The organism is Jiella mangrovi (genome assembly GCF_017815135.1).
Classification (GTDB): domain Bacteria; phylum Pseudomonadota; class Alphaproteobacteria; order Rhizobiales; family Rhizobiaceae; genus Jiella; species Jiella mangrovi.
In genome coordinates, this window is the sequence record NZ_JAGJCF010000005.1 from 194,608 (window position 1) to 219,118 (window position 24,511).

Genomic DNA, 24,511 nt, shown 5'->3' on the forward strand with positions numbered 1-24,511 from the left:
TGATTGGCCGCGATCTTGCGGTATGGCAGGCCCATGAAAATCCATGACGACCATCCAGACCTTGCAGATCTCGCAGCCGAGGGCCGCGTCGTTGCGTATTTCGGCTATGGTTCGCTGGTGAATCCGCGCACGCTGCGCACGAAGTTTCTCGGAATCAGGCGCGCCCAGGCCGCCGGCTGGCGACGCGTCTGGCTGCCGCGAAGCGAAAACGAGGAAATGTCGCTTCTTTCCGTGAAGCGCGACGAGGCGGCGACGGTTCACGGCGTCGTCGTCTACGATCTGGCCGATCATCTGCCGGCGGTCGACGAGCGCGAGGCGGGCTATGCCCGGCGCATCGTCGATCTGTCCCGCCTTGCGATCGAGAATCCGCCGATCGTCGATATTCCCGTCTATATCTACGAAGCCGAGGCGGGGGCGGCCACGGCGGAGGATCGCCAGTCGGCGATCCTGCAAAGCTATCTCGACGCGGTCATGCAGGGCTTTCGCGCGCTTTACGGCGACGAGGGACTGCAGCGCTTCATCAGGGAGACGGAGGGCTTCGAGACGAAGCTTTCGGCCGATCGCGCCGTGCCCCGCTACGCGCGGCCGGTGGCGCTCGATACGGGAGAGGCCGAGCTGTTCGACCAGCTGGTTGCCGCGCGGGGCGTGAAGACCATTCCGATCTGACCGGACCAAACCCCCGGCATCGCGGCGGGGTGCCGCCCCTGGCGGTGCCGGCGGCCGTCATTCCCCTATCGTCATTCGCGCCCGGCTCTGTCATTGTCGCATCGAAGGTCGTGCGACCTTACATTCGGCCAACTGGCTGACGTCGGCTCGGCGCAGCATTGGGCTGGCTCCCTCGATGCGGGCATGAAAGCCCGAGAAAGCCCTTTTTGATGCGCATTCGACTGGGTTGCCGGCTGACCTACGACTTTCCCGCGCCGACGCCGATGATCGTCATCCTCAACGTCCACTATTCCCGCGTCGGCCAGCTGGAGCGGCCGGACCATCTCGATACGACCCCGCACGTTCCCGTCGAAAGCTATCGCGACTCGTTCGGCAACTGGTGCAACCGGCTGGTCGCGCCGGCGGGCCATTTCGTGATGGGCACCGACACGGTGATCCACGACGCTGGCCTTGCCGACGAGCAGGGTTTCGGCGCGATGCAGCACCGGGTCGAGGACCTGCCGGCGGAAACGATCCTGTTCCTGCTGCCGAGCCGCTATTGCGAAAGCGACGTCCTCTCGAACGAGGCCTGGCGGCTTTTCGGCCAGACGCCGGAAGGGTGGGCGCGGGTGCAGGCGATCTGCGATTTCGTCCACAACCACATCACCTTCGGCTACGAATATTCGCGGCCGACCAAGACCGCCGCCGAAGCCTATTCGGAAGGGCGCGGCGTCTGCCGGGACTTCACCCATCTCGCCGTCGCCTTCTGCCGGGCGATGAACATCCCGACCCGCTATTGCACCGGCTATATCAGCGACATCGGCGAGACGCCGCCCTTCGGCGCGATGGACTTCGCCGCCTGGATGGAGGTCTATCTCGGCGGTCGCTGGTGGACCTTCGATCCGCGCAACAACAAGCCGCGGATCGGCCGTGTCCTGATCGCCCAGGGGCGGGATGCCGCCGACGTGCCGCTCACCCACACCTTCGGACCGAACACGCTGAACGGCTTCGAAGTCTGGACGGACGAGATCACAGGCTGAGCCCCGAAGAGGGACGAGCGAACGGGTCGTCTTGCGGACGCATCATGGGACCGGTCGTGGGACGGCCCCGTGAGCTCGCCTTGCGGCGGTGATGACAAAGCGGTTGATAAGTGCTTAAAGGCCGCTCACACGTGGCAAAAGCAGCTCGAGCGCCGCTCTTTGCGCGAGAAAATCAAGCAGAAACCGAGGCGAGGAATGACCGGCTGGCCCGGTCAGGGGAGAATGTCATGGCGAAGGAATGGACACCGTCGAGCTGGCGCAACAAGCCTGTCCTGCAGATGCCCGACTATCCCGATCCCGCCGCGCTCGCCGAAACCGAGAGGCGGCTCGCCAGCTATCCGCCGCTGGTCTTTGCCGGTGAGGCGCGCAAGCTGACGCGCTCCTTGGCCGAAGTCGCCAACGGCCGCTCGTTCCTCCTGCAGGGCGGCGACTGCGCCGAGAGCTTCGCCGAGCATGGCGCCGACAACATCCGCGACTTCTTCCGCGCCTTCCTGCAGATGGCGATCGTCCTGACCTTCGCCGGCGCCCAGCCGGTGGTAAAGGTCGGCCGCATCGCTGGCCAGTTCGCCAAGCCGCGTTCATCGGGCTCGGAGACCAAGAACGGCCAGACTCTGCCGGCCTATCGCGGCGACATCGTCAATGGTATCGAGTTCGACGCGGCCTCGCGCATTCCCAATCCCGAGCGCCAGATCATGGCCTATCGGCAGTCCGCGGCGACGCTGAACCTTTTGCGCGCCTTTGCCCAGGGCGGCTACGCCAATCTCGACAACGTCCATCAGTGGATGCTCGGCTTCGTCGCCGGCAGCCCCGAGGCGGAGCGTTATCAGGCGCTGGCCGACAAGATTTCCGAGACCATCGCCTTCATGCGCGCGATCGGCATCGAATCCGACAGCCACCCCTCGCTGCGCGAGACCGACTTCTTCACCAGCCACGAGGCCTTGCTTCTGGGCTATGAGGAAGCGATGACCCGGGTCGATTCGACCTCCGGCGACTGGTACGCGACCTCCGGCCACATGATCTGGATCGGCGACCGCACCCGCCAGCTCGATCATGCCCACATCGAATTCTGCAGCGGCATCAAGAACCCGCTCGGCCTGAAATGCGGCCCGACCTCCGAGCCCGACGAGCTCTTGCGGCTGATCGACAAGCTCAACCCGGACAACACCCCCGGCCGGCTCACGCTGATCACCCGCTTCGGCCACGAGAAGGTCGAGGAATGCCTGCCGAAGCTGATCCGGGCCGTCGAGCGCGAGGGCCGGAAGGTCGTCTGGTCCTGCGATCCGATGCATGGCAACACTATCACGCTCAACCATTACAAGACCCGCCCCTTCGAGCGGATCCTCGCCGAGGTCCAGGCCTTCTTCGACGTCCACCGGGCCGAAGGCACCCATCCGGGCGGGATCCATGTCGAGATGACCGGCAAGGACGTGACCGAATGCACCGGCGGTGCGCGCCCGATCCTCGCCGAGGATCTCTCGGATCGCTACCACACCCATTGCGATCCGCGCCTCAACGCAAACCAGGCGTTGGAGCTGGCCTTCCTCGTGGCCGAGCTTCTGAAGAAGGATGCCGGCGCTGCCAACGCCAGGATGCGGGCGACAGGTTGAGCCTTCGCCTTCACATCGAGGCGATCGGATCGTCCGATCGGTGAACGATGCGTCGGGCCAGGGCGGCATGACGCATCGACCCTCAGCGCTTATTCTTCCGGGATACTGTTGCCCCGGAGGGTCGCCATGCTGCCTGCACTGTTCATTTCGCACGGGTCTCCCGACATCGCCATCGCCGAGACGCCGGCGACGACGTTTCTGCGAGGCCTCGCCGCAAGCCTGCCCCGGCCGCGGGCGATCGTCGTTGCCAGCGCGCATTTCGAGGCTGAGGGCGGTGTCTATGTGACGGGTGACGCAAAGCCGGAGACGATCCACGATTTCGGCGGCTTCTCGCCCGCGCTCTACGAGATGCGCTATCGGGCGCCCGGTGATCCGGCGCTGGCGTCAGAGATCGTTTCGGCGCTGAAGGCGGCGGGCTTTTCGTCCGGCATGGCGACGGGGCGGGGGTTCGATCACGGCGCCTGGGTGCCGCTGATCCTCGCCTTTCCGCAGGCCGATATTCCGGTGATCGAGGTCTCCATCGACCCGGCGAAGGACGCGGCCTATCACTATCGCCTCGGAGAGGCTCTGGCTGGACTGCCGGAGCGCGACGTTCTCGTGATAGGATCGGGGTCTCTGACGCACAATCTGCGCGAGGCCTTCCCCAACCTTCGCGCCGGTCGGCGCTCCGTGGATGTGCCCGAGTGGGTCGAGGCCTTCGCAACATGGATCCGCGAGCGACTGGCGGCGGGTGACGTCGATGCCTTGCTCGACTACCGGCGGCAGGCGTCCTTTGCTCGCGAGAACCATCCGACCGACGAGCATTTGATGCCGCTCTACGTGGCGCTGGGCGCTGCGGGCCGTCAGGCATCGGCGGCAATGCTCCATCAAAGCCGGGACTTCGGGGTTCTCGCAATGGAAACCTTCGCGTTCCTCAAAGCGGCCTGAAGCCTCGATCTGAAAGTCCCGGGACCAATCGAAAGGATATCATGGACGCGACGTTCGACCTCGATTTGCGGCCGGGGCTGCCCGAAGACCTGAAACGGCTTTTGGAAAAATACCCGCGCGAGACCTGGGACGGCCACGCCAATATCGAGGGGACGGCCCGTTTCTGGCTCTCGCGTCACGACATGTTTCGCGAGCTGGGGCGCGCATTGAGCGAGGCTCTGCGGCAGGAGCGGGAAGGGCAGGTGGCGATCGAACCATTCAAGCAATGGTTCGTGCCGCGGCTCGGCTTCTTTCTCAACGAGCTGAACGGCCATCACCAGATCGAAGACATGCACTACTTTCCCGCCTATCAGCGGGCCGAACCGCGCTTGGCGCGCGGTTTCGAGCTGCTTGACGCCGATCACGTGACGATCCACGACGATCTCGAGCGGGTTGCCGAGACGGCCAATGCCTTTCTCGAGGCGACGTCTGGGGGCGATGCGTCTTCCGACGCCTCGAAGCGGGCGCGGGACGCCTATTCGGAGGCCAGCGAACGGTTGCTGAAGCGGCTCCTGCGTCACCTCGGCGACGAGGAGGACCTGATCATTCCTCTGATCCTTGATCGCGGAGACGCGGCCCTCGAATCATGAGGCCGATACGGCGCAGCAGGCCGGGGCGCGGCGCGCGCGTTCCGTCCTCGTCGCTGAGCGGGCGCCGCCACCAGGACACGAGGATCGGGCCCCACTGGCGCCAGCCGAAATAGATTGCGATCAGAACAGCCGCAACGCACAGGACGTAGAGCGCACCCTGCTCGAACACCTGCAGGTTCTCGAACACCGACCAGATCGAGTAACCGAAGACGAAGCCGATCGTCGTGAAGATCGACGCCCAAAGCGCCGCCCCGAAGAGGTTCAGTATCGTGAAGCGCAACAGCGAGATCCGCGACATGCCGAGCGCCACGAGGCCGGGCATCCTCAGCCCGTAGACATAGCGGTTCACGATGACGAAATACGCCTGATAGCGCTCGACGAGGGAAAGCGCCTTGGCAAAACGCGGCTTTTCGCGCCAGGCGCGCACCCAGCGATGGTTCGAGGAAAACCGCGCGAACAGGAACACTGCGAGATCGCCGCAGAAGGATCCGGTGAAGGCGAGCGCGATCATCATCTCGAACGGATAGGAGCCCCGATAGGCCAGGAACCCGCCGATGATCGCGAAGACCTCGCCTTCGAAAAACGTCCCGGCCAGAACGATGACCGGGCCGAACTGGGCGATCAGGGACAGGATTTCGTACACGTATTCTCGCAATCCGCTGGCTGGTCGTTTTCCGCGATGATCGGATCATCCTCGGGATTTCCCCGAGATGGAACCGCGGGTTCTTTCGCCATGCGCTTTGTTTCAGAACTTTGCGGCACAAGAAAGTGGCGATATGTTTGCCGTATCGGCATTGCGGCCACGGATCTCCCAAGATCGATCACGTTTCGGTTCGGCGGCCCGGGACTTCCAGCCGGTCAAGCCGCCCGGCGATCTCGCCAAGAAGGCGCTTCACCTCGACGATTTCAAGGTCCCGCAACCGATCGAGTTTGTCGTGGAGGGCGATGATCTCGATTTCCGCCTTCAGATTGACGGCATAGTCGCGGCTGGCCTCGCGGCGGTCGCGGGCAGCGGCGCGGTTCTGCGACATCATGATGATCGGCGCCTGGATCGCGGCCAGCATCGACAGGACGAGGTTGAGGAAGATGAAAGGATAGGGATCGAAAGCTGCGCTTCTCAGGATCACCGTGTTGATTCCGGCCCAGGCCAGAAGGAACAGGAGAAACGAGACGATGAAGCCCCATGAGCCGCCGATCTCGGCGATCCGGTCGGCCAGCCGGTCGCCGAGTGTCGCCCGATCGGCCGGATGCGGCTTCAGCTCCGCCGAGATCGGTCGGCGCAGGCCGATCAGTTCCAGAATGCGTCTTTCGCGCGGCTGCAGCGTCTCCGCCGACCGTCCGAACCAGCGCTCAGCGCCGTCTTCAGGGGAATGGCTTGGCATCGTTCTGTCCGTCTTGATGGGATCGGGTCTCGATAGCAGGCGGTGGTCTTGCTATCTCTCCCGGTGCGGGGTTTGAAACCGTATGCCTAGATAGGGCGTCGCGCGTCGTCTAGGACGTGGCGCAAGCGCTCCTTGATTCCTGATTTTCCGCATCGTGCCTGCCGGACGTCGATCCGGTGCCCGGTGCAGCAGCAGACGGCGTTGAGCCGCAAAGGTGGTCCGATGGCCCAGTTGAACGATCGTTTCCGGCTTGCCGTCGCCCAGCTCGACGCGACCGTCGGCGACGTTTCCGGCAATCTGCGCCGGGCGCGCGAGGCGCGGGCGGAGGCCGCGGCGAAGGGCGCCGATCTCGTCCTTTACACCGAACTCTTCATCGCCGGCTATCCGCCGGAAGACCTCGTCCTGAAGCCCGCCTTCGTTTCCGCCTGCATGGCGGCGGTGGCCGATTTCGCCAAAGACACCGCCGATGGCGGGCCGGGCGTCGTCATCGGCTGTCCGCTGAGGACGGAAGAGGGGCTGCACAACGCCGTCGCCGTCCTCGACGGCGGCGAGATCGTCACCTGGCGCTCGAAGGTCGACCTGCCGAACTATGGTGAGTTCGACGAAAAGCGGGTGTTCCAGCCGGGGCCGATGCCCGGTCCGGTGAACTATCGCGGCCTCCGCCTCGGCATTCCGGTCTGCGAGGACATCTGGGGCGATCTCGGGGTCTGCGAGACGCTGGCGGAATCGGGCGCCGGACTCCTCATCGTGCCGAACGGCTCGCCCTTCTATCGCGGCAAGCTGGACGTGCGCCACCAGGTGGTGCTGCGGCAGGTGATCGAGACCGATCTGCCGATGGTCTATGCCAACAAGGTGGGCGGCCAGGACGACCTCCTCTTCGACGGCGCCTCCTTTGCCTTCAATGCCGATCGCTCGATGGCGTTCCAGGTTCCGCAGTTCGAGACCGGCGTCTTCCTGTCGGACTGGGTGAGGAGCGGCGAGGGCTGGCATTGCGACAGCCATGACGTCGCCGAGATCCCCGGCGACGACGAGGCGGTGTGGCGCGCCTGCGTCCTCGGCCTGGCCGACTACGTCAACAAGAACGGCTTCAAGTCGGTCGTCCTCGGCTTGTCCGGCGGCATCGATTCGGCGGTCTGTGCGGCGATGGCCGTCGATGCGCTGGGCGCCGACCGCGTCCACTGCGTGATGCTGCCCTATCGCTACACCGCGTCGGACAGCCTCGAGGACGCCGCCGCCTGCGCCAAGGCGCTCGGCGTGCGCTACGATACGGTTCCCATCGCCGAGCCCGTCGAGGGTTTTTTGAGCGCGCTTAAGCCGATGTTCGAGGGCACGCCGTCGGGCATCACCGAGGAAAACCTCCAGAGCCGCACCCGCGGCGTCATCCTGATGGCGATCTCCAACAAGTTCGGCGCGATGGTGGTCACGACCGGCAACAAGAGCGAGATGAGCGTCGGCTACGCGACGCTCTACGGCGACATGAATGGCGGCTTCAACCCGATCAAGGACCTCTACAAGACCGAAGTCTTCCGCCTCGCCCGCTGGCGTAACCAGAACCACCCCGCCGGCCTCCTCGGCCCCTCAGGCGAGGTCATCCCCGAGCGCATCATCGTGAAGCCCCCCTCGGCGGAACTGCGCGAAGACCAGAAGGACGAGGATTCCCTGCCGCCCTATGACGTGCTGGATGCCATCCTCCAGCATCTGGTGGACGATGACGGCGGCATCGACGAGCTGGTGGATCAGGGCTTCGACCGCGAGACCGTCGCCCACATCGAAAAGCTCCTCTACATCGCGGAATACAAGCGTCGGCAGTCGGCGCCGGGCGTGAAGGTTACGAAGAAGAATTTCGGGCGGGATCGGCGGTATCCGATCACGAACCGGTTTCGGGATGGGGCGTGATAGGGTGAGGGAGGATAAATCTTAATTTTGCTTTACGGCTGAATTTTGTCGAGAGGCCTCAGGATGTCCAAGGTCGTTCCGCCGTCACATTGCAGTTTCGTCGGCTGCAGTGGCGGATGACCTCCTGATAGTCGGCGGCGACTTGTATTGATCCCGGAGGTGAACCGCAGTTTGGTCAATACTAGGATAGACTGTCGTACCGTTTATGTTTATGCGGTTCAACTGAGCGATGATGTGCGCTTTGTTCTGTATAGTGACCCTGCTGATTTCGATCCCGTCTTGGCCGGCATCGGGCAACGCTGCCTCTTGCCCGAACAGCAAGAAGGCGCCAGATTGCGATCTGATACGCGTGTTGGTACGCTTTGCCTTCACGCAAACGATCGACCCAAGATCATCTGGGATGATGCGCTTCTCGAAAAAGCCCTTTTCTGACTTGATGTGATGAAGCAACTTTCCTGCTACGTCAGTTCCATTGAAGGTGTCTATCTCCATTCTGAGGTCAATTTCGTTTTTTTGCGCATAGGTCAGGTTAGAGAGATTAGAAATGCAGCTGACCGTATCAGAATCGTAGTATTTCACCCGGTTCGATGAGACCTGAAATACAATTACTTCGCCGTCTATGGCAGGTTGATCAGGCTTCCACGAGCACGCAAAAAAGAGCGCTATTAGCGGGTTTCCGGAGATGTCCAGCAGCCGAGTCGGTAGGCCGTAGTGCTGCATTCGCACAAGGCGATCAAAGCAATACTGATCAACCTGGAACTCATCATGATGCGCGATGAGCAGTTCCTTGCATAAACGGTCCTCACTCGGCATAAATTGCCAGTCGCCGTTGTCCCATTTGCGGAGCAGGGATGGCGTAAGTTCATACCGGGCATCGCTATGACCCCGAAAAAAGGTTTCGGTCGATGCCCCAGCCGGTGAATTGTAGAGCAGTTTGAGGAACGATTCGACGCTGTCTGCGACGCCAAGGATTTTCTTGTCGCGCAGGGGGGGCTCTACCTCTGAACTGTCATCGGCATGTGTTCCTGGTTCCGGGATGAAATGAGCAAGATCGGGCTTAAGCTCGACGAGCCGGCCTAAAACGTCTTGCGCATCGCCTTCCCGGACTGCCCAGTGCGTTCGGTAAAGCTGGAAACGATCCGCGCCGAATACCGAACCGGCCAGTTCAATGTCGTCGAACCTAACTTCGCCAAAGTCGATTTGCAGCTCGAATATCGCCGAGACCTCCCTTCGATCGGAGGTGATGTCGGAGATCCGGCCATATTTGATGAGCATGGAGGAGCCGTCTCTGTCCGTACTGATCTCGCTGCACAGAAACGTTGGCAGGGTCTCAAGAAAGGCGACCGATTTTTGATCTAGGCTTTCAAGTCGCTTCTCCGTGTCGGCCGGCGTATATTCGAACATTCGACCCCGGCTTATTGTGATGCGATCGATATTCCCCTCGACACGGTCCCAATTACCGAACGAGATATAATTGAAGTTCTCTGACATATGTCCCATTTCCTTCGTCTGCTGCTTCATTCAAAGCGGCAGGAATGCGCGAATACGACCGATCCCTTATCTAAGGGGAATTTTACACATTTCAATTTTAGGAGGAAATGGAACATATCCAGACGAAACGGTTGAGCTGAAGCACCCCTTGTCCTTCGAGGCCGCGTGCGGCGGCACCTCAGGATTAGGGGCTTCTGCCTTCACACGGCATCACGATCCTCGGTCCGCGCCAGCTTCACGTCTCCTTCATTCGATGCTACTCAAACCAATCCTCTCCTGTCGGCGCCCTGCGCCCCACCGGACCTCATAATGCAATTCCTCACCTTCATGGGCCGGAACGCCCGCTGGCTCGCCGGCGGGTTCCTGCTCTGCTTCTTCTCGTCCTTCGGGCAGACCTTCTACATCTCGCTCTCCAACGGCGACATTCGCCGCGAGTTCGATCTGTCGAATGGCGATTTCGGGCTGATCTACATGGCGGCGACGCTGGCGAGCGCGGCGACGTTGCCGGCGCTCGGCTGGACGCTGGACCGGTTCAAGGCCTGGCAGGTGGCGGCGGCGACGGTGCTGTGCCTTTCGCTGGCGACGGCGGTGATGTCGCTCGCCGCCAGCCTGCCGCTGCTCGTCCTTGCGCTCTACATGCTGCGGCTGTTCGGCCAGGGGATGATGACCGAGACGGCGATGACGGCGACCGGGCGCTGGTTCGCCGCCAATCGCGGGCGGGCGATGGCGCTGATCTCGCTCGGCTTTCACATCGGCACCGGGCTGTTCCCGCTGGTCTTCGTCGTCGTCGCGGCTTGGCTTGGCTGGCGGGGGACGTGGCTCGCCTGCGGCGCGGTTCTCCTCGTCGTCGCCCTGCCGGTCGTCGCCTGGACGACCTACAGGGACCGCGACCCGCAATCGGAGCCGAAGACGCGCGAGCGGCCGGCGGTGCGGGACTGGACGCTCAAGGAAGTCGTCGCTTCGCCGACCTTCTGGCTGGTTGCTTCCGCCGTCCTCGCGCCGCCTTTCATCGGCACGACGATCTTCTTCCACCAGGTCTATCTGACGGAGCTCAGGGGGTGGCCGATCGAGGTCTTCGCCTCGGGTTTCGCGGTGATGTCGGCGACGACGGTGGTCTTCGCGCTCCTCTGCGGCTCGCTGGTCGACCGGTTTTCGGCGGTGCGGCTGTTGCCCTTCTTCCTGATCCCGATGGCGCTCGCCTGTTTCGTCATCGGAGGCTTTTCCGCCGTCGCGGCGATCTTCGTCTTCATGGTGCTGCTCGGGATTTCCAACGGCTTTTCCTCGACGCTGCTCGGTGCGCTCTGGCCGGAGCTTTACGGGACCAAGCATCTCGGCTCGGTGCGCTCGGTGACGGTGGCGCTGATGGTGCTCGCCTCGGCGCTCGGGCCGGGGGTGACCGGCGTCCTCATCGACTGGCAGGTCTCCTATCCGCTGCAGATCGGCACGATGGGGCTCTACTGCATGGGAATCTCGGTGGTGATGGCGCTGGTGGCCCTCCGCCAGCGCGCGGTGGACAGGGCGAGCGCGGCGACGGCGGGGCTCGCCGAACGCGGCATCGACCGGGTCGATCCGCAGGTTCACGACCGCTGAGGGCGGGGCGACACGCCGCTCGCGGTGGCGCAAACGAGCCGTGGGGTGGGCATCGATCTCGGCCATATGAGTGTCTCTCGGCCTTGGATCGATGCGCTGAAGAAAGCAGGCGCCGTCCCCGACGCGTCGTCATTCTCGGCCCCCGTGCCGAGAATCCAGGCGTCGTCGGGCGCCGGCGTCCATCGTACGTCCCGTGATCCAGCATCTGCTGCAACCGCCCCTGGGTTCTCGGGACGGGGCCCGAGAACGACGAAGTGATGAGGGCGGCGCCTGCAACATGGGGACACCCGATTACGATGAAGTGGGGAGGGCGGTGCCTCCACCAGCGGCCGTGCAGGCCCGAGAACGACGCCGCGGCGGCGAGGGCGGCCGCCCCAGCCTTCCGGCCCCCGCCGCTTTGGTGTAGGGCGAGCCTATGACCACGATCCTCCGCTTCGCCCCGTCGCCCACCGGCCGGCTTCACATCGGAAACTTGCGCACCGCGCTGTTCAACTGGCTGTTCGCGGCCCGGCAGGGCGGGCAGTTCGTGCTGCGCTTCGACGATACCGACCGCGAGCGCTCGACGCGGGAATTCGCCGACGGAATCGCCGCCGATCTTGCCTGGATCGGCATCGCGCCGCACCGGACCATCCGCCAGTCCGAGCGGATCGCGCTCTACGACGCTGCGGCCGAGACGCTGAAGGCGGTCGGGCTGCTCTATCCCTGCTACGAGACGCCGGACGAACTCGACCGCAAAAGGAAGCGTCTTGCCGCGCGGGGGCTGCCGCCGGTCTATGGCCGCGAGGCGCTGAAACTGTCCGAGGACGAGCGGGCGGCGCTGGAGGCCGAGGGGCGCAAGCCGCATTGGCGCTTCCTCCTGCCGAATTTCGACGCCGATCCCTTCACGCCGAAGCGGACGGAGCTTTCGTTCGACGACCTGATCCGCGGGCCGACGACGATCGATCTCGCTTCTTTGTCGGATCCCGTGCTGATCCGCGAGGACGGCAGCTATCTCTACACGCTGCCCTCGGTGGTGGACGATGCGCAGACAGGCGTCACCCACGTCATCCGCGGCGACGACCACGTCACCAACACGGCGGTGCAGGCGGCGATCTTCGCGGCGCTGGGAGCCGCGATGCCGCGCTTCGGCCATCACAATCTCCTGACGACTGTTGGCGGGGAGGGGCTGTCGAAGCGCTCCGGCGCTCTGTCGCTGCAGAGCCTGCGCGAGGAGGGCATCGAGCCGATGGCGGCCGCTTCGCTGGCCGTCCTCGTCGGCATGGCGGGATCGATCGAGCCGATGGCCGATCTCGGCGCGCTGGGCGAGCGGCTGGATTTTGCGGTGGTTTCGAATTCGGCCTCGAAGTTCGACCCCGCCGAACTCGGCCGGCTGAACCGCGAGATCGTCCACGGGCTGTCTTACAATGCAGCCGCCGATCGGCTGGCGGCGATGGGCATCGCGGGCGAGGAAGCCGAGGACTTCTGGCTGGCCGTGCGGGCCAATTGCGACAAGGTGCCGGACGCCGGAGGCTGGGCCGACGTCGTCTTCGGGGAGATCGCCGTGCCCGCGCCCGAGGATGATGCCGAGGCGGCATTCCGGGCCGCCGCGCTTCGACTGCTGCCGGACGGCGAGATCGGCCCCGGGACCTTCAAGGCCTGGACGTCAGCGATCAAGGCGGAAACCGGCGCCAAGGGCAAGGCGCTGTTCCTGCCGCTGCGCCGGGCGATCACCGGGCTGGATCACGGACCGGAACTCGGGCCGCTCTTGCCGTTGATCGGCCGCGAGCGGCTGGTGAAGCGGCTCGCGGCAGACTGAGGCCGCGGAGGGCTACTCCTTCATCGCCCCCGGACCCGGCGTCGCGCCGGGCGGGCATTTGCCGAGGATGATCATGCCGAGGACCTCGTCCTTGGTGACGTCTTCGGTCTTCGCCCCGCCGACCACCTGGCCGTTCTTCATCACCACCACCCGGTCGGCGAGGTCGAAGACGTCGTGGATGTCGTGGCTGATCAGGAAGATGCCGATGTCGTCCTTCTTCAGCTCCTTGATCAGATCGGCGACCTGGGCGGTCTCCTGCGGGCCGAGGGCTGCGGTCGGCTCGTCCATGATCAGGATCTTGGCGTTGAAGAGGATCGCCCGGGCGATGGCGACCGACTGGCGCTGGCCGCCGGACAGCGCCTTCACCGGCTCCTTGAAACGGCGGAAATTGGGGTTGAGGCGCCCCATCACCTTGCGCGCTTCAGCCTCCATCGCCGCGTCGTCGAGGGTGCCCCAGGGGGTCATGATCTCGCGGCCGAGGAAGAGGTTGGCGGCGGCATCGACGTTATCCGCAAGGGCCAAGGTCTGGTAGATCGTCTCGATGCCGTAGGCTTTCGCGTCGCGCGGATTTCCGATCGAGGCCTTGTCGCCGCGCACGTAGATCTCGCCGGAATCGCGCTTGTAGGCGCCCGACAGGATCTTGATCAGCGTCGACTTGCCGGCGCCGTTATGGCCGAGCAGGGCGACGACTTCGCCCGGATAGAGATCGATCGAGGCACCGTCGACGGCGTGGATGCCGCCAAACGCGATCGAGATGTCGCGCATGTCGATGAGCGCCGTGCCCGAGCGGTCGACGGTCGAGTGGTGATGGGCAGGGCCGTGATCGGTGATTTCGTCCATCGTGGTGCTCATGCGGACCTCCTGCGGTAGAGGGTATCAAGCCAGACGGCGACGACGAGGACGGCGCCGACGACGATGTTCTGCAGCGGCGTGTCGAGGCCGAGAAGCACCATGCCTGACTGAAGCGACTGCATCACGAGGGCGCCGAGCATGGCGCCGAAGATGGTGCCGGCGCCGCCGGCCAGCGACGTGCCGCCGATGACGGCCGCGGCGATTGTGTAGAGCTCGTCCAGCGTTCCCTGCGCGTTCGTCGCCGAGGACAGTCGGGCGGTGGAGATCGCCGCGGCGATGGCCGCGAGCATGCCCATCAGCGCGAAGACCATCAGCGTCACGCGTTTGGTGTTGATGCCGGCAAGTTCCGCCGCCTCCGGATTGCCGCCGATGGCGAAGACGTAGCGGCCGAAGCGGGTGCGCCGCGCGATGAAGGTCATCACGATGCCGACGGCGATGAAGAGAAGCACCGGGATCGCATAGCCGAAGGAGATCTCCAGGCCGCCGTCCGGCACCGCGATGCCGTTGGCCTCCGCATAGCGGCGGGCGAGGGGGCCGGGCAGGAGGTACGCGTTGACGATCAGCGTCGCTGCGACGACGGCGACGACCGCAAGACCGACGGTCACGGCCTCGGCCCACATCGGCTTGACTGCGAAGTTGAACTTCTTGCGCTGCTTCCTCGCGCTGAAGGCGGCGAGAAGCAGGAACGCGATGGCGACGGCGGCGACCACCCAGCTCCAGGTGGCGCCGATCGAGCCGTCGCTGCCGCCGCCGATGAGCTTGAAGTTGTCGTCGGTAAGCGGGATCGTTCGACCCGAGGCGACCCACCAGGCCGCGCCGCGCCACACGAGCAGGCCGCCGAGCGTGACGATGAAGGCGGGAACGCCGAGATAGGCGATGACGAAGCCCTGCAACCCGCCGATCGCCAGACCGCAGACGATGCCGACGGCGAGGGTCAGGATCCAGACGAGGCCGGAATCATAGCCGAGGGCCGGCGTGATGTACTGGGTCTGCGCGACGGCCATCACCATGCCGGTGACGCCGAGGATCGAGCCGACCGAAAGATCGATGTTGCGGGTGACGATGACCAGCACCATGCCGGTCGCCATGACGCCGACCGAGGCGGTCTGAACCGACAGGTTCCACAGGTTCCGCGGCGTCAGAAACGTGCCGCCCGACAGGATGTGGAAGCCGATCCAGATGACCGCCAACGCGCCGATCATGCCGAGCATGCGCGTGTCGATTTCGGTCGCGCGCAAAAATCCCTTGAAACCGCCACCCGCGCTCAGCGTCGGGGTGGATGTCGCCCTGGACGAATCCGAGGTCGCCTCGCTCAATTCCGCCTCCCTGGTCGCGAGAGGCGCTAGGAGGGCATGGCCGTCCGGGCAGGTCTCGCGGGGTCGTGTTTTCTTGAAGCCGTTTCACCGGCCTGTGTTTTCGACCATCGCTGCATCTTGAATGGCAGAATGGATCAGTTGCTCCCGTCGGTCGAGAGCGGCGCTTTCGAAAAATGGCCGCAGCAATGCGCCGCGGCCATGTTTGTCAGCCGTTCCGCGAAATCAGCCGCAGACCGGAACCGTGCCTTCCTTGACGCCCTGGCAGACGGTCTCCTTCGACACCCAGCCGGCATCGATGACCTTGTCCAGATTGTCCTTGGTGATCGCGATCGGGGTGAGGAAGATCGATTCGAGCTTCATGCCGTTCGGGCTGTCGAATTCCTCGACGCCTTCGATTTCGTTCATTTTCTTGCCGCCGGCGAGCTCGACGGCGATTTCGGCAGCGCGCTTGCCGAGCTCGCGCGAGTCCTTCCACACCGACACGGTCTGGGTGCCGAGTGCGATGCGGTTGAGCGCCGCCTGGTCGGCGTCCTGGCCGGAGACCGGGACGGAACCGGCAAGACCCTGAGCCGCGAGCGCTGCGATGGCGCCGCCCGCCGTGCCGTCGTTCGAGGCGACGACAGCATCGACGTCGTTGTTGTTGGCGGTCAGGATCTGTTCCATGTTCTGCTGGGCGTTGGCCGGAAGCCAGCCATCGGTATAGGCCTCGCCGACATTCTTGATCTTGCCGGCGTCGATGGCGGGCTTGAGCACTTCCATCTGGCCGGAGAACAGGAAATCGGCGTTCGGATCGGCGGACGAGCCCTTGATGAAGGCGTAGTTGCCTTCCGGCGCCACCTTCTCGACTTCGCGGGCCTGGATGCGGCCGACTTCCTTGTTGTCGAAGGTGATGTAGAAGGCGTCCGGATTCTCGATCAGGCGATCGTAGCCGACAACGGGAATGCCGTTGTTGACGGCGGTCTGGACAGCCGGGCCGATGGCGGCCGAATCCTGGGCGAGGATGATGAGGGCGTTGGCGCCCTGGCTGATCAGCGATTCGACGTCGGTCAGCTGCTTGGCGGCGGACGACTGGGCGTCGGCCGAGATATACTTGGCGCCGACCGCGTCGAGCGCCTTCTTGATGGCGGCCTCGTCGGTCTTCCAGCGCTCCTCCTGGAAGTTCGACCAGGACACACCAACCGTGATGTCCTTGCCGTCCTGCGCGAAGGCAGATCCGCTGCCGATCGCAGCCATCGAGAACATCGCGCCGGCAAGCGCGAATTTCAAAATCGTCATGAATTTCCTCCCATGGCGCCCATGGCGCCCTCGCGTCACGGAGCCCGGCGACGTGGCGCCGGTCAAGACTTTTTCCAAGCCTCGTAAAAAATGGTGACAGCAATTCTGATCCATGTCAACGTGTCTGAGCATACCCGGCCAAACACGCCAGAGAGCGTGGGGACGGAAGGGAGGAGAAACGCGTTGAGCAGGCTGGCGAAGACCGACGCCGACATGGTGCGTGTGCACAATCGGCTCGCGGTGCTCGATCATTTGAGACGGGTCGGCGTGACGACGCGCAAGGCCGTCAGCGAGGCGACCGGTCTTTCGGTTTCCGCGGCCTCCGCGATCTGTGGAACCCTTCTGCGAAGCGGTCTTCTGGAAGAGGTCGAGGAAGACGGCCGCTCCATCCGCCGGGGCCGGCCGGGCAAGAGCCTGGCCTTTCGAGGCGGCGCCGCGCGGGTCGCGGCATTGAAGATCGCCGTCGGCGAGATCAGCGGCAGGATCAGCGATTACGCCGGCGCACCGCTGGCCGAAGCGCGGCGCGAGGTGGATATTTCTGGCCAGACCGGCGACACGCTGGTCGTGCTTCTTGGCGACCTCGCCGAAGACCTTCTAGCACGCACCATCGAGCCGGGGACAGGGGAAGGCGGGGCCGGCGACGCTCCCATGAAGATCGACAAGGTCGTCGTCGCCATCCAGGGCAAGACCCACAGCGACCTGTCCGGCATCGTCTGGTCACCGGCTCTCAAGCACTGGAACATCGGTATCGCGGCGCCGCTTTCTGAGCGGCTTCTCGCCGATGTCAGCGTCCTCAACGATTGTTCCCTGATGCCCGAGGCCTTCCGCTGGCGGCCCGATTTCATCGGTCTGGACTTCGCCACGCTGTTCGTCGGCTTCGGTGTCGGCATGGGGCTGAGACTCAACGGCTCGACCTTTCAGGGCAAGCACTCCTCGGCGGTCGAGTTCGGACACATCAACCACCTTCCCGGCGGCGCGCTCTGCCGCTGCGGAAATCGCGGCTGCGTCGAGGCCTATGCCGGCGACTACGCCATCTTGCGGCGCGCGACGGGCAGCGACGAGATTCCGGCGCACCGGATCGCCGACGAGACCATGCTGCGGCTCGGCGATGCTGCGCGCCAGGGGGATGAAGCCGCGCGGACGGCCTTCGAGGAGGCGGGCAACGCCATCGGCTACGGTCTCGGACGAGTCTTCACCATGATCGATCCCCTGCCGATCGTGATGACCGGCTCCGGCGCACGGGCGATCGACCTTCTCGAGCCGGCGATCAGAAACGGCATCCGCGAAAGCGCGGTCGATGGGCTCGGGGCGGATGCGCCGCTGATCCTGATGGAAGACACCGATGCGCTGGTCTACGACGCGGGGACGGCATACGGACTTGCCGCCCTCGATGGCGAGTTTTCGCGCTCGGCAGTGGAGGCGACGGAAGCGGCATGACGACGGTAGTTCTGAAACCCTTCGCGATTTCGGCGGCACTCGGCGTGGTGCTCGCCACGACGGCATATGCCGCAGAGCCGCTCTGGAGCGAGAAGGCGATCAAGCAGCGGATCGACCCGCAGAGCGTTTCGGGCAGGATTGCGGGCGCAGCGCTCGAAAAGCTGGCGCAACAGGGCAAAGACCTGTTCGAGGCGCGCTTTACCGTGCTCGACGGAGCCGGGCGGCCGAACGCCACCCAGGCCATCGTCCCGACCGCGCCCCGCCGTCCCGCCGAAGCCGCATTCCAACGGCTTGCCGGGCCCGACGCCAATGCCTGTTCGTCCTGCCACAATGAGCCGGTGACCGGCGGGGCCGGCGGCTTCGTCGTCAACGCCTTCGTCTCCGAGGGCTTCGAAAGCGCCCATTTCGACACGCTCGACGCGCAGTTCTCCAACGAGCGCGGGACGAACCATCTTTTCGGCGCCGGGCTGGTCGAGCTTCTGGCGAGGGAGATGGCGGCCGAATTGAAGGCCGAGCGGCGCGCGGCGCTCCGGCAGGCGCGAGACACGGGAGAGCCGGTTCGCGCAAGCTTGTCCTCCAAGGGCGTCGACTTCGGTCGGATCACCGCCTTGCCGGACGGCTCTGTCGACCTCTCCGAACTGGACGGCGTCGACGACGATCTCGTGCTGCGTCCGTTCACCCAGAAAGGCGTGATGACGTCGCTGCGCCAGTTCACCGTCAACGCCATGAACCAGCATCACGGCATGCAGGCCGATGAGCGCTTTGGTGCACGCTGGACCGGGACGGCCGATTTCGACGGTGACGACCACGCCGACGAACTCGGCGCCGGCGAGGTCTCGGCGCTTGTCGCCTTTCAGGCGACGCTGGCGCCGCCGCGCGAGAAGCGGCCGGCGGACGAAGCCTGGGCCGAGGCCGCGCAACGGGGACGGGCGATCTTCACCGAGCTCGGCTGCGAAAGCTGCCACCGCCCGGCGCTGCCGCTGAAAAGCCTGTCCTTCGAGGATCCCGGCCCGCTCGACATGGCGGGGACGCTGCGGGACGCCGACGTCGAGGTGCCGGCGGTGTACGATCTCGCGACGCTGGAATGGGCAAAGCGGCTGCCGCGCAACGACGAGGGCGAGGTGCTGGTGCCGCTCTTCGGCGATCTGAAGCGCCACCGCATCGCCGACAGCCGCACCCCCGCGCTCGGCAACGAGACGCTCGCCCAGCGCTTCGTCGAACGCGACGTCTTCGTCACCGCCGAGCTCTGGGGCCTCGCCGACACGGCGCCCTACGGCCATCGCGGCGACATGACGACCCTCGACGAGGTCATCCGCGCCCATGGCGCGGAGGCCGAAAAGAGCGGCCGGGCCTATGCGGCCTTGCCGGATGCCGACCGCTCGGCGCTGATCGCCTGGCTGAAGACGCTGAAGGTCGGGGAGTGAGGGGGATGGTTAATATTTTCGGCCGTGTGCGGGTGGATAAGTCGCGGACCCCCCTCTGTCCTGCCGGACATCTCCCCCACAAAGGGGGAGATCTATCTCGCGGAAACGACTCGGCCATTCCCCAAGGCCATAATATTGCGCAACCGACGACGAGCCGTTGCCATAGGCCGCAGCAGCCGATCTCCCCCCTTGTGGGGGAGATGTCCGGCAGGACAGAGGGGGGCGCGCCGCGCGCCGGGCCGCCGCGGTGTTCCGCCCACCCCATGAGTCGAACGGAGACGTCCTTTCATCCAGCGACATCAATTCCGGGAGAAGTACGGGCACAAACCGCGACGCGCCGTCATCCTCGGGCTTGTCCCGAGGATCTACTGCCATCGAAGCTCAAAAGCGTTTCACGGAACGTGCTTCCGCAAAGGCATCATATCTCACATCCGACAGGAGATCCTCGGGACAAGCCCGAGGATGACGTCAGGGGAAAAGTTGCGGCCAGTCCTCGATCGGCTTTGATGCCGCTTGCAGCACTCATGGTATGGGTGGCCCAGCTCTCCACCCCGGCCCTCGCCGCCGACCCCGCGCCCAAACCCTTCGCCGGGGACATCCCACTCATGCACGAAGAGGCCCAAGCCGCCGGCATCGACCACGTCTATGGCGGCCCATGGGAGTTCTTCGTCGGCGGCGGTGGTGCGGCCTTCGACTGCAACGACGACCGCTTTCCGGACGTTTTTCTCGCTGGCGGCAAGAATGCGGGAACCTTCTACGTCAATCGATCCCAGGCCGGCGGGCGGCTCGCCTTCGAAGAAGTGGCGCAGGATCTTGATCCCAAGGACCTTCAGAACGTCACCGGCGCCTATCCGCTCGATATCGATCAGGACGGCCGGCAGGACCTCGTTCTTCTGCGCGTCGGCGGCAACATCCTGTTGAAGGGGCTGCCGCAATGCCGCTTCGAGAAGGCGAACTTTTCCTGGCAATTCGATGGCGGCCGGGCCTGGACCACGGCGTTCTCCGCGATCTTCGAGCCGGGCGCGGCCTATCCGACGCTTGCCTTCGGCAATTATGTCGATCGCGCCGCGCCGGGGTCGCCCTGGGGCACCTGCGCCGACAACGTGCTGATCCGGCCGAAGTCGGGCGAGGACGGCCGCCCCGACTATTCCGAGCCCTTCGCTCTGTCGCCGGGCTATTGCGCGCTTTCGATGCTGTTCACCGACTGGAACCGCTCGGGCGAGCCGTCGCTCCGCATCACCAATGACCGGCAATATTATCGCGGCGGCGAGGAGCAGCTCTGGCGGGTCGAGCCAGGCCGGGCGCCGCGGCCCTATCGCAAGGCCGACGGCTGGCAGCATCTGTCGATCTGGGGCATGGGGATCGCCGAGGGCGACGTCGACAATGACGGCTATCCCGACTACGCCCTGACCTCCATGGGCGACACCAAGCTGCAGTTCCTCGACCGGGAATTCGAGGACGCGCCGACCTATCGCGACGAGGCCTATCAGCGCGGCGCGACGGCCCACCGCCCTTACGTCCACGATGCCGGCAAGCCCTCCACCGGCTGGCATGCGGGCTTCGCCGACTTCAACAACGACACCGCCCTCGACCTTTTCATCGCCAAGGGCAATGTCGAGGCGATGCCGGATTTCGCGGCCTATGATCCCGACAACCTTCTGATGGGCGGCTTCGGCGGTCGCTTCACCGAAGTCGGCGATCAGGCCGGCATAGCTCTGCCGACCAAGGGCCGCGGGGCACTCATTGCCGACTTCAATCTCGACGGAGCCATGGACCTTGTCGTCGTCAATCGCGGCCAGAAGGCGAGCCTTTTCCGCAATCTCGGCGGCAAGGCGGCTTTCGGCACACGGCCACTGGGCAACTTCGTCGAGGTGAAGCTCACGCAAAAGGGCGGCAACCGCGATGCCATCGGCGCCAAACTCGCGGTCAAGATCGGCGCGGCGACGCTGAACCGCACGATCCAGCTCGGCGGCGGACATGCCTCGGGGACGTCGGGCTTCGTCCATGTCGGCCTCGGCACCGCCGAGCGGGCGGAGATCCGTGTGCAGTGGCCGGACGGGGAGTGGAGCCACCCCTACCGGGTCTTCGCTGACAACTTCGTCCTGATCGAACGGGGCGCCGACGCCGCCCGCTACTGGTATCCCGATGCCGATCGGCCAGAGCCGCAATTGCCGGAGACGACGGCGCAGTCGAACCCGGCGGCGTCTTCGCCGAACTGAATGTCGCTTGCGCCCAGGGCCCGGCGAATTGACGGCTGATGCAGGGGGCGTTAGGGCCGGCGCTCGCTTTGCCCATTCGGCTGTGATGGTGATCACTTACGAAGTGATCTGGAACGTGTAGCAACGGACGATGCACGCCGCAGGCTTGTACCTATGTTGCGAATAGTTTCAGTCTCTGGAGACCGTCGATGTTCGGCCCCCCATCCGCCCCGATCACCCCATACCGAGCGACTGACGTCGATCGACCCGCCACCGGTGCGCCCGGCGTGGTGGCGCAACGGCCGGCCGAACGTCGGGGACAGGGACTGCCGGTCACGCTGCGAAGGTTTCTCGTTCTCGGCCTCAACGCCGTGACGATCTCCGGGCTCGCAGCGGCCGTCCTGACGGTCCTCGGCAGCAACGGGATCGGGGCGATCGACTGGGTGATCTTCGTCGGCTTTCTCCTGGCCACACCCTGGACCGTGCTCGGCTTCTGGAACGCCGTCATCGGCTTTTGCGTCATCCATTTCGGCCGCCCGGAAAACAGCGTCCACCCCTATTTCGAGGCACCCAACCCGATGGCCGGTGCGCGGCCGGGTGGCCGGGCGCTCGCCAGCCGGACCGATCTCCTTCTCTTCCTGCGCAACGAAGACCCGGCGCCGATCTTCGCCCGCCTCGAGGCCATGCGCCGCAGTCTCGAATCGACGGGAAAATCACACCATTTCCGCTTCGCGGTCCTTTCGGACACATCCGATCTGATGGTCGCGGCCGAAGAGCGCCGGGAATTCGATCGCTTCGCCCATCTTTATGAACACCGGCCGGAAACCGAAAAGCCGGTCTACCGGCGCCGCAGCGACAATGCCGGTTTCAAGGCCGGCAACCTGCGCGACTTCCTGCTTTCGCGGCAGGGCGAGGCCGACTTCTTTCTGCCGCTCGATTCCGACAGCGTCATGGGTGGTGCGGTGATCGTCGCGATGGTCGAGGCGATGGAGGCGAACCCGCGGATCGGAATCCTCCAAAGCCTCGTCGTCGGCATGCCGGCGGAAAGCGGATTTGCCCGGCTGTTCCAGTTCGGCATGCGCCATGGCATGCGAGCCTTCACCATGGGGTCGGCCTGGTGGAGTGCCGATTGCGGTCCTTATTGGGGCCACAACGCGCTGATCCGCACGCAGCCCTTCGTCGAATCCTGCGAGCTTCCCGTCCTGCCGGGCAAGGCGCCGCTGGGGGGCCATGTGCTCTCCCATGATCAGCTCGAGGCGGTCTTCATGCGCCGTGCCGGCTTCGAGGTGCGCGTCATTCCGATCGAGACCCGCAGCTACGAGACCAATCCGCCGACGCTGCTCGAGTTTCAAAAGCGCGACCTGCGCTGGTGCCAGGGCAACATGCAGTATTGGCGTTTTCTGTTCGAAAAGGGCCTGAGGCCGGTCAGCCGGTTCCAGATCCTGCAGGCGATCCTGATGTATGTCGCGCCGCTCGCCTGGATCCTGATGACGATGGCTGCGACGGCGAAAGCGCTGACCGGTGGCTACGATCCCGCGATGCTTCAGCTCGGCATGGGGCTCTTCGTCCTTCTGTTCGTCATGTCTGTCGCGCCGAAGATCGCCGGCGTTCTCGATGTCCTGGCGACGCCGGGTGCGGTGAGGTCCTATGGCGGCGCGCTGCGCTTCCTCGTCTCGGCAATGCTCGAGCTTCTCGCCTCCATGCTGCTGGCGCCGCTCGTTGCGGTCTATGTCTCGGTGTTTCTCGCCGGGCTCTTCTTCGGCAAGACGGTGCTTTGGAACGGCCAGAACCGCGATCGGCTCGGCATCCCATGGAGAACCGCGCTTGTGGCCCTGGTCCCGCAGACGCTTCTCGGCCTCGGGCTCGCATTGGCGCTTCTCTTGGGCGCGAATCTTTCGGCGGTTCTACTGGCGCTGCCCTTTCTGTCTGGCCTCGTTCTCGCCGTGCCCTTCACGGTCGCCACCGCAGCGCCCGGCTTCGGGCGGCTGACGGCGCGCCTTGGGCTCTTTGCCATTCCCGAGGAGACGGTGCTTCCGCCGGTGCTGCGTGGCGTCGTGCCGATGGCGGCGCGACGCTGGCGCCGGCCGCTTCGGCGCGCGAGCGAGGCCGGCCCGCTGGCGGCCTCCGCCGACAAGCGCCTGATGGCGGAAGGCGAGGGGGCGTGAGCCTTGCCGGACGGCTCGCGGCCTGGCTGGGGATCGCGCGCAGCCTGGCCACCTACCGCCTCGACCGCCGGCATCGCGGCAGTCTGCAACGCTTCGCCGAAGACATCGTCGGCCCCGATGACCTCGTCTTCGACATCGGCGCCCATGTCGGCGACCGTACCTCAGCTTTCGCCAGGCTCGGCGCGCGGGTCATAGCCGTGGAGGCGCAGCCAAGGCTTGCCAGCCTCTTGCGCTGGCAGTTCCGGCGCAACCCACGGGTGACGGTCGTGGCCGCCGCCGTCGGGCGAGAAGAGGGCAGGCTGACGCTCCGGCTCAACACCAAAAACCCGACCGTCGCCTCGGCCTCGTCCAGCTTCGTCGCTGCGGCGAGCGCCGGGAGCGGCGGCTGGCAGGGGCAGGTCTGGGACGAGACGATCGCGGTCGATTCCACGACGCTCGACGATCTTGCGGCCCGCTTCGGCAGACCGGCTTTCGTCAAGATCGACGTCGAGGGTTTCGAGGCCGAAGTGCTGGCCGGGCTTTCGCGCGAAAATGCGCCACGGGCGCTCTCCTTCGAATTCGTCACCATGGACCGCGTGCCGGCCTTGCGCGCGCTGGAGGAGGCCCGGCGGCTCGGCTTTGCCGGCTTCGACGTGTCGCTGGGCGAAAGCCATCGGTGGGTGTTCGGCGAGAGGAAGCCGGCGGAGGTGATCGCCGCCTATCTGCGGGAGCTGCCAGAGGAGGCGAATTCCGGTGATGTCTATTGTTGGCATGCCTCGTGCGACATCGACGGAGATGCCTCCTCTCGCGGAGTGAAGGCAGACGGCGCCTCTTCGTCCTCGTAGCCTGCGATTACGTGGGCC

Annotated in this window: 19 protein-coding genes; 13 read left to right on the forward strand and 6 right to left on the reverse strand. The window is 65.1% G+C overall.

The window, feature by feature from the left end; genetic code table 11:
• Window positions 1–33: 33 nt before the first annotated feature.
• The 5 genes from J6595_RS09985 to J6595_RS10005 all read left to right on the forward strand — a co-directional run bounded on the left by J6595_RS09985 (window position 34) and on the right by J6595_RS10005 (window position 4,848).
• The gene (locus J6595_RS09985; protein WP_209594326.1) at window positions 34–666 is read left to right on the forward strand and encodes a gamma-glutamylcyclotransferase family protein; all 633 of its coding nucleotides are present in this window, start codon (window positions 34–36) and stop codon (window positions 664–666) included.
• Between the two features lie 209 nt (window positions 667–875).
• On the forward strand, window positions 876–1,685 hold the full coding sequence (locus J6595_RS09990) for a transglutaminase-like domain-containing protein (RefSeq protein WP_209594327.1): 810 nt from the start codon (window positions 876–878) through the stop codon (window positions 1,683–1,685).
• Window positions 1,686–1,912: 227 nt separating this feature from the next.
• On the forward strand, window positions 1,913–3,292 hold the full coding sequence (locus J6595_RS09995) for a class II 3-deoxy-7-phosphoheptulonate synthase (RefSeq protein ID WP_209594328.1): 1,380 nt from the start codon (window positions 1,913–1,915) through the stop codon (window positions 3,290–3,292).
• A 126-nt stretch (window positions 3,293–3,418) separates the two neighbouring features.
• Window positions 3,419–4,219, forward strand: coding sequence for a DODA-type extradiol aromatic ring-opening family dioxygenase (locus J6595_RS10000; RefSeq protein ID WP_209594329.1), 801 nt, complete (start codon window positions 3,419–3,421; stop codon window positions 4,217–4,219).
• A gap of 41 nt (window positions 4,220–4,260) precedes the next feature.
• A complete protein-coding gene (locus J6595_RS10005; RefSeq protein WP_209594330.1) occupies window positions 4,261–4,848 on the forward strand; it encodes a hemerythrin domain-containing protein in 588 nt (195 codons plus the stop codon).
• Here the strand turns inward: J6595_RS10005 and J6595_RS10010 are convergent.
• Both J6595_RS10010 and J6595_RS10015 read right to left on the reverse strand, forming a co-directional pair.
• A complete protein-coding gene (locus J6595_RS10010) occupies window positions 4,802–5,503 on the reverse strand; it encodes a DedA family protein (RefSeq protein WP_245197966.1) in 702 nt (233 codons plus the stop codon). The genes J6595_RS10005 and J6595_RS10010 overlap by 47 nt on opposite strands.
• 166 nt (window positions 5,504–5,669) lie before the next feature.
• Window positions 5,670–6,230 carry a DUF1003 domain-containing protein gene (locus tag J6595_RS10015; protein WP_209594331.1) on the reverse strand — a complete coding sequence of 187 codons (561 nt, stop codon included), beginning with the start codon at window positions 6,228–6,230 and terminating at the stop codon, window positions 5,670–5,672.
• A gap of 222 nt (window positions 6,231–6,452) precedes the next feature.
• Here J6595_RS10015 and J6595_RS10020 point away from each other — a divergent pair, with 222 nt between their 5' ends.
• Entirely contained in the window at window positions 6,453–8,126 is a 1,674-nt protein-coding gene (locus tag J6595_RS10020; RefSeq protein ID WP_209594332.1) for an NAD+ synthase, read from the forward strand.
• Between the two features lie 84 nt (window positions 8,127–8,210).
• Here J6595_RS10020 and J6595_RS10025 read toward each other — a convergent pair whose 3' ends face one another.
• Window positions 8,211–9,617, reverse strand: coding sequence for an FRG domain-containing protein (locus J6595_RS10025; RefSeq protein WP_245197976.1), 1,407 nt, complete (start codon window positions 9,615–9,617; stop codon window positions 8,211–8,213).
• 309 nt (window positions 9,618–9,926) lie between these two features.
• On the opposite strand from J6595_RS10025, the gene J6595_RS10030 reads away from it, so the two are divergent.
• Both J6595_RS10030 and gltX read left to right on the forward strand, forming a co-directional pair.
• Complete coding sequence (locus tag J6595_RS10030; RefSeq protein ID WP_209594333.1) at window positions 9,927–11,207, forward strand: MFS transporter; 1,281 nt, start codon at window positions 9,927–9,929, stop codon at window positions 11,205–11,207.
• Window positions 11,208–11,622: 415 nt separating this feature from the next.
• A complete protein-coding gene (gltX, locus tag J6595_RS10035) occupies window positions 11,623–13,002 on the forward strand; it encodes a glutamate--tRNA ligase (RefSeq protein WP_209594334.1) in 1,380 nt (459 codons plus the stop codon).
• Between the two features lie 12 nt (window positions 13,003–13,014).
• Here the strand turns inward: gltX and J6595_RS10040 are convergent, their stop codons facing one another.
• The 3 genes from J6595_RS10040 to xylF all read right to left on the reverse strand — a co-directional run bounded on the left by J6595_RS10040 (window position 13,015) and on the right by xylF (window position 16,412).
• Window positions 13,015–13,842, reverse strand: coding sequence for an ATP-binding cassette domain-containing protein (locus J6595_RS10040; RefSeq protein ID WP_209594517.1), 828 nt, complete (start codon window positions 13,840–13,842; stop codon window positions 13,015–13,017).
• An 8-nt stretch (window positions 13,843–13,850) separates the two neighbouring features.
• A complete protein-coding gene (locus J6595_RS10045; protein WP_425342138.1) occupies window positions 13,851–15,170 on the reverse strand; it encodes a sugar ABC transporter permease in 1,320 nt (439 codons plus the stop codon).
• Between the two features lie 222 nt (window positions 15,171–15,392).
• A complete protein-coding gene (xylF, locus tag J6595_RS10050) occupies window positions 15,393–16,412 on the reverse strand; it encodes a D-xylose ABC transporter substrate-binding protein (RefSeq protein ID WP_209594521.1) in 1,020 nt (339 codons plus the stop codon).
• A gap of 216 nt (window positions 16,413–16,628) precedes the next feature.
• Between xylF and J6595_RS10055 the strand changes: the two genes are divergently transcribed.
• From J6595_RS10055 to J6595_RS10075, 5 genes are all read left to right on the forward strand, one after another.
• Entirely contained in the window at window positions 16,629–17,882 is a 1,254-nt protein-coding gene (locus tag J6595_RS10055) for an ROK family transcriptional regulator (protein WP_245197978.1), read from the forward strand.
• On the forward strand, window positions 17,879–19,306 hold the full coding sequence (locus J6595_RS10060) for a di-heme oxidoredictase family protein (protein ID WP_209594336.1): 1,428 nt from the start codon (window positions 17,879–17,881) through the stop codon (window positions 19,304–19,306). The genes J6595_RS10055 and J6595_RS10060 overlap by 4 nt, the downstream gene beginning before the upstream one ends.
• Before the next feature lie 506 nt (window positions 19,307–19,812).
• Complete coding sequence (locus tag J6595_RS10065; RefSeq protein ID WP_209594337.1) at window positions 19,813–21,525, forward strand: CRTAC1 family protein; 1,713 nt, start codon at window positions 19,813–19,815, stop codon at window positions 21,523–21,525.
• Window positions 21,526–21,713: 188 nt separating this feature from the next.
• Window positions 21,714–23,669, forward strand: a complete 1,956-nt coding sequence (mdoH, locus tag J6595_RS10070; protein WP_209594338.1) for a glucans biosynthesis glucosyltransferase MdoH — start codon at window positions 21,714–21,716, stop codon at window positions 23,667–23,669.
• Window positions 23,666–24,493: an FkbM family methyltransferase gene (locus J6595_RS10075; RefSeq protein WP_209594339.1), complete on the forward strand. Its 828-nt coding sequence runs from the start codon at window positions 23,666–23,668 to the stop codon at window positions 24,491–24,493. The genes mdoH and J6595_RS10075 overlap by 4 nt, the downstream gene beginning before the upstream one ends.
• Window positions 24,494–24,511 lie beyond the last annotated feature (18 nt).

What these genes read in the sequence shown, in the direction of transcription:
- mdoH (WP_209594338.1), top strand. Translation starts at nt 21,714, where the DNA reads ATGTTCGGCCCCCCATCCGCCCCGATCACCCCATACCGAGCGACTGAC.
- J6595_RS10065 (WP_209594337.1), top strand. Translation starts at nt 19,813, where the DNA reads ATGCCGCTTGCAGCACTCATGGTATGGGTGGCCCAGCTCTCCACCCCG.
- J6595_RS10000 (WP_209594329.1), top strand. Translation starts at nt 3,419, where the DNA reads ATGCTGCCTGCACTGTTCATTTCGCACGGGTCTCCCGACATCGCCATC.
- J6595_RS10015 (WP_209594331.1), bottom strand. Translation starts at nt 6,230, where the DNA reads ATGCCAAGCCATTCCCCTGAAGACGGCGCTGAGCGCTGGTTCGGACGG.
- J6595_RS09995 (WP_209594328.1), top strand. Translation starts at nt 1,913, where the DNA reads ATGGCGAAGGAATGGACACCGTCGAGCTGGCGCAACAAGCCTGTCCTG.
- J6595_RS09985 (WP_209594326.1), top strand. Translation starts at nt 34, where the DNA reads ATGAAAATCCATGACGACCATCCAGACCTTGCAGATCTCGCAGCCGAG.
- J6595_RS10060 (WP_209594336.1), top strand. Translation starts at nt 17,879, where the DNA reads ATGACGACGGTAGTTCTGAAACCCTTCGCGATTTCGGCGGCACTCGGC.
- J6595_RS10005 (WP_209594330.1), top strand. Translation starts at nt 4,261, where the DNA reads ATGGACGCGACGTTCGACCTCGATTTGCGGCCGGGGCTGCCCGAAGAC.
- gltX (WP_209594334.1), top strand. Translation starts at nt 11,623, where the DNA reads ATGACCACGATCCTCCGCTTCGCCCCGTCGCCCACCGGCCGGCTTCAC.
- xylF (WP_209594521.1), bottom strand. Translation starts at nt 16,412, where the DNA reads ATGTTCTCGATGGCTGCGATCGGCAGCGGATCTGCCTTCGCGCAGGAC.
- J6595_RS10040 (WP_209594517.1), bottom strand. Translation starts at nt 13,842, where the DNA reads ATGGACGAAATCACCGATCACGGCCCTGCCCATCACCACTCGACCGTC.
- J6595_RS10030 (WP_209594333.1), top strand. Translation starts at nt 9,927, where the DNA reads ATGCAATTCCTCACCTTCATGGGCCGGAACGCCCGCTGGCTCGCCGGC.
- J6595_RS10020 (WP_209594332.1), top strand. Translation starts at nt 6,453, where the DNA reads ATGGCCCAGTTGAACGATCGTTTCCGGCTTGCCGTCGCCCAGCTCGAC.
- J6595_RS09990 (WP_209594327.1), top strand. Translation starts at nt 876, where the DNA reads ATGCGCATTCGACTGGGTTGCCGGCTGACCTACGACTTTCCCGCGCCG.
- J6595_RS10025 (WP_245197976.1), bottom strand. Translation starts at nt 9,617, where the DNA reads ATGTCAGAGAACTTCAATTATATCTCGTTCGGTAATTGGGACCGTGTC.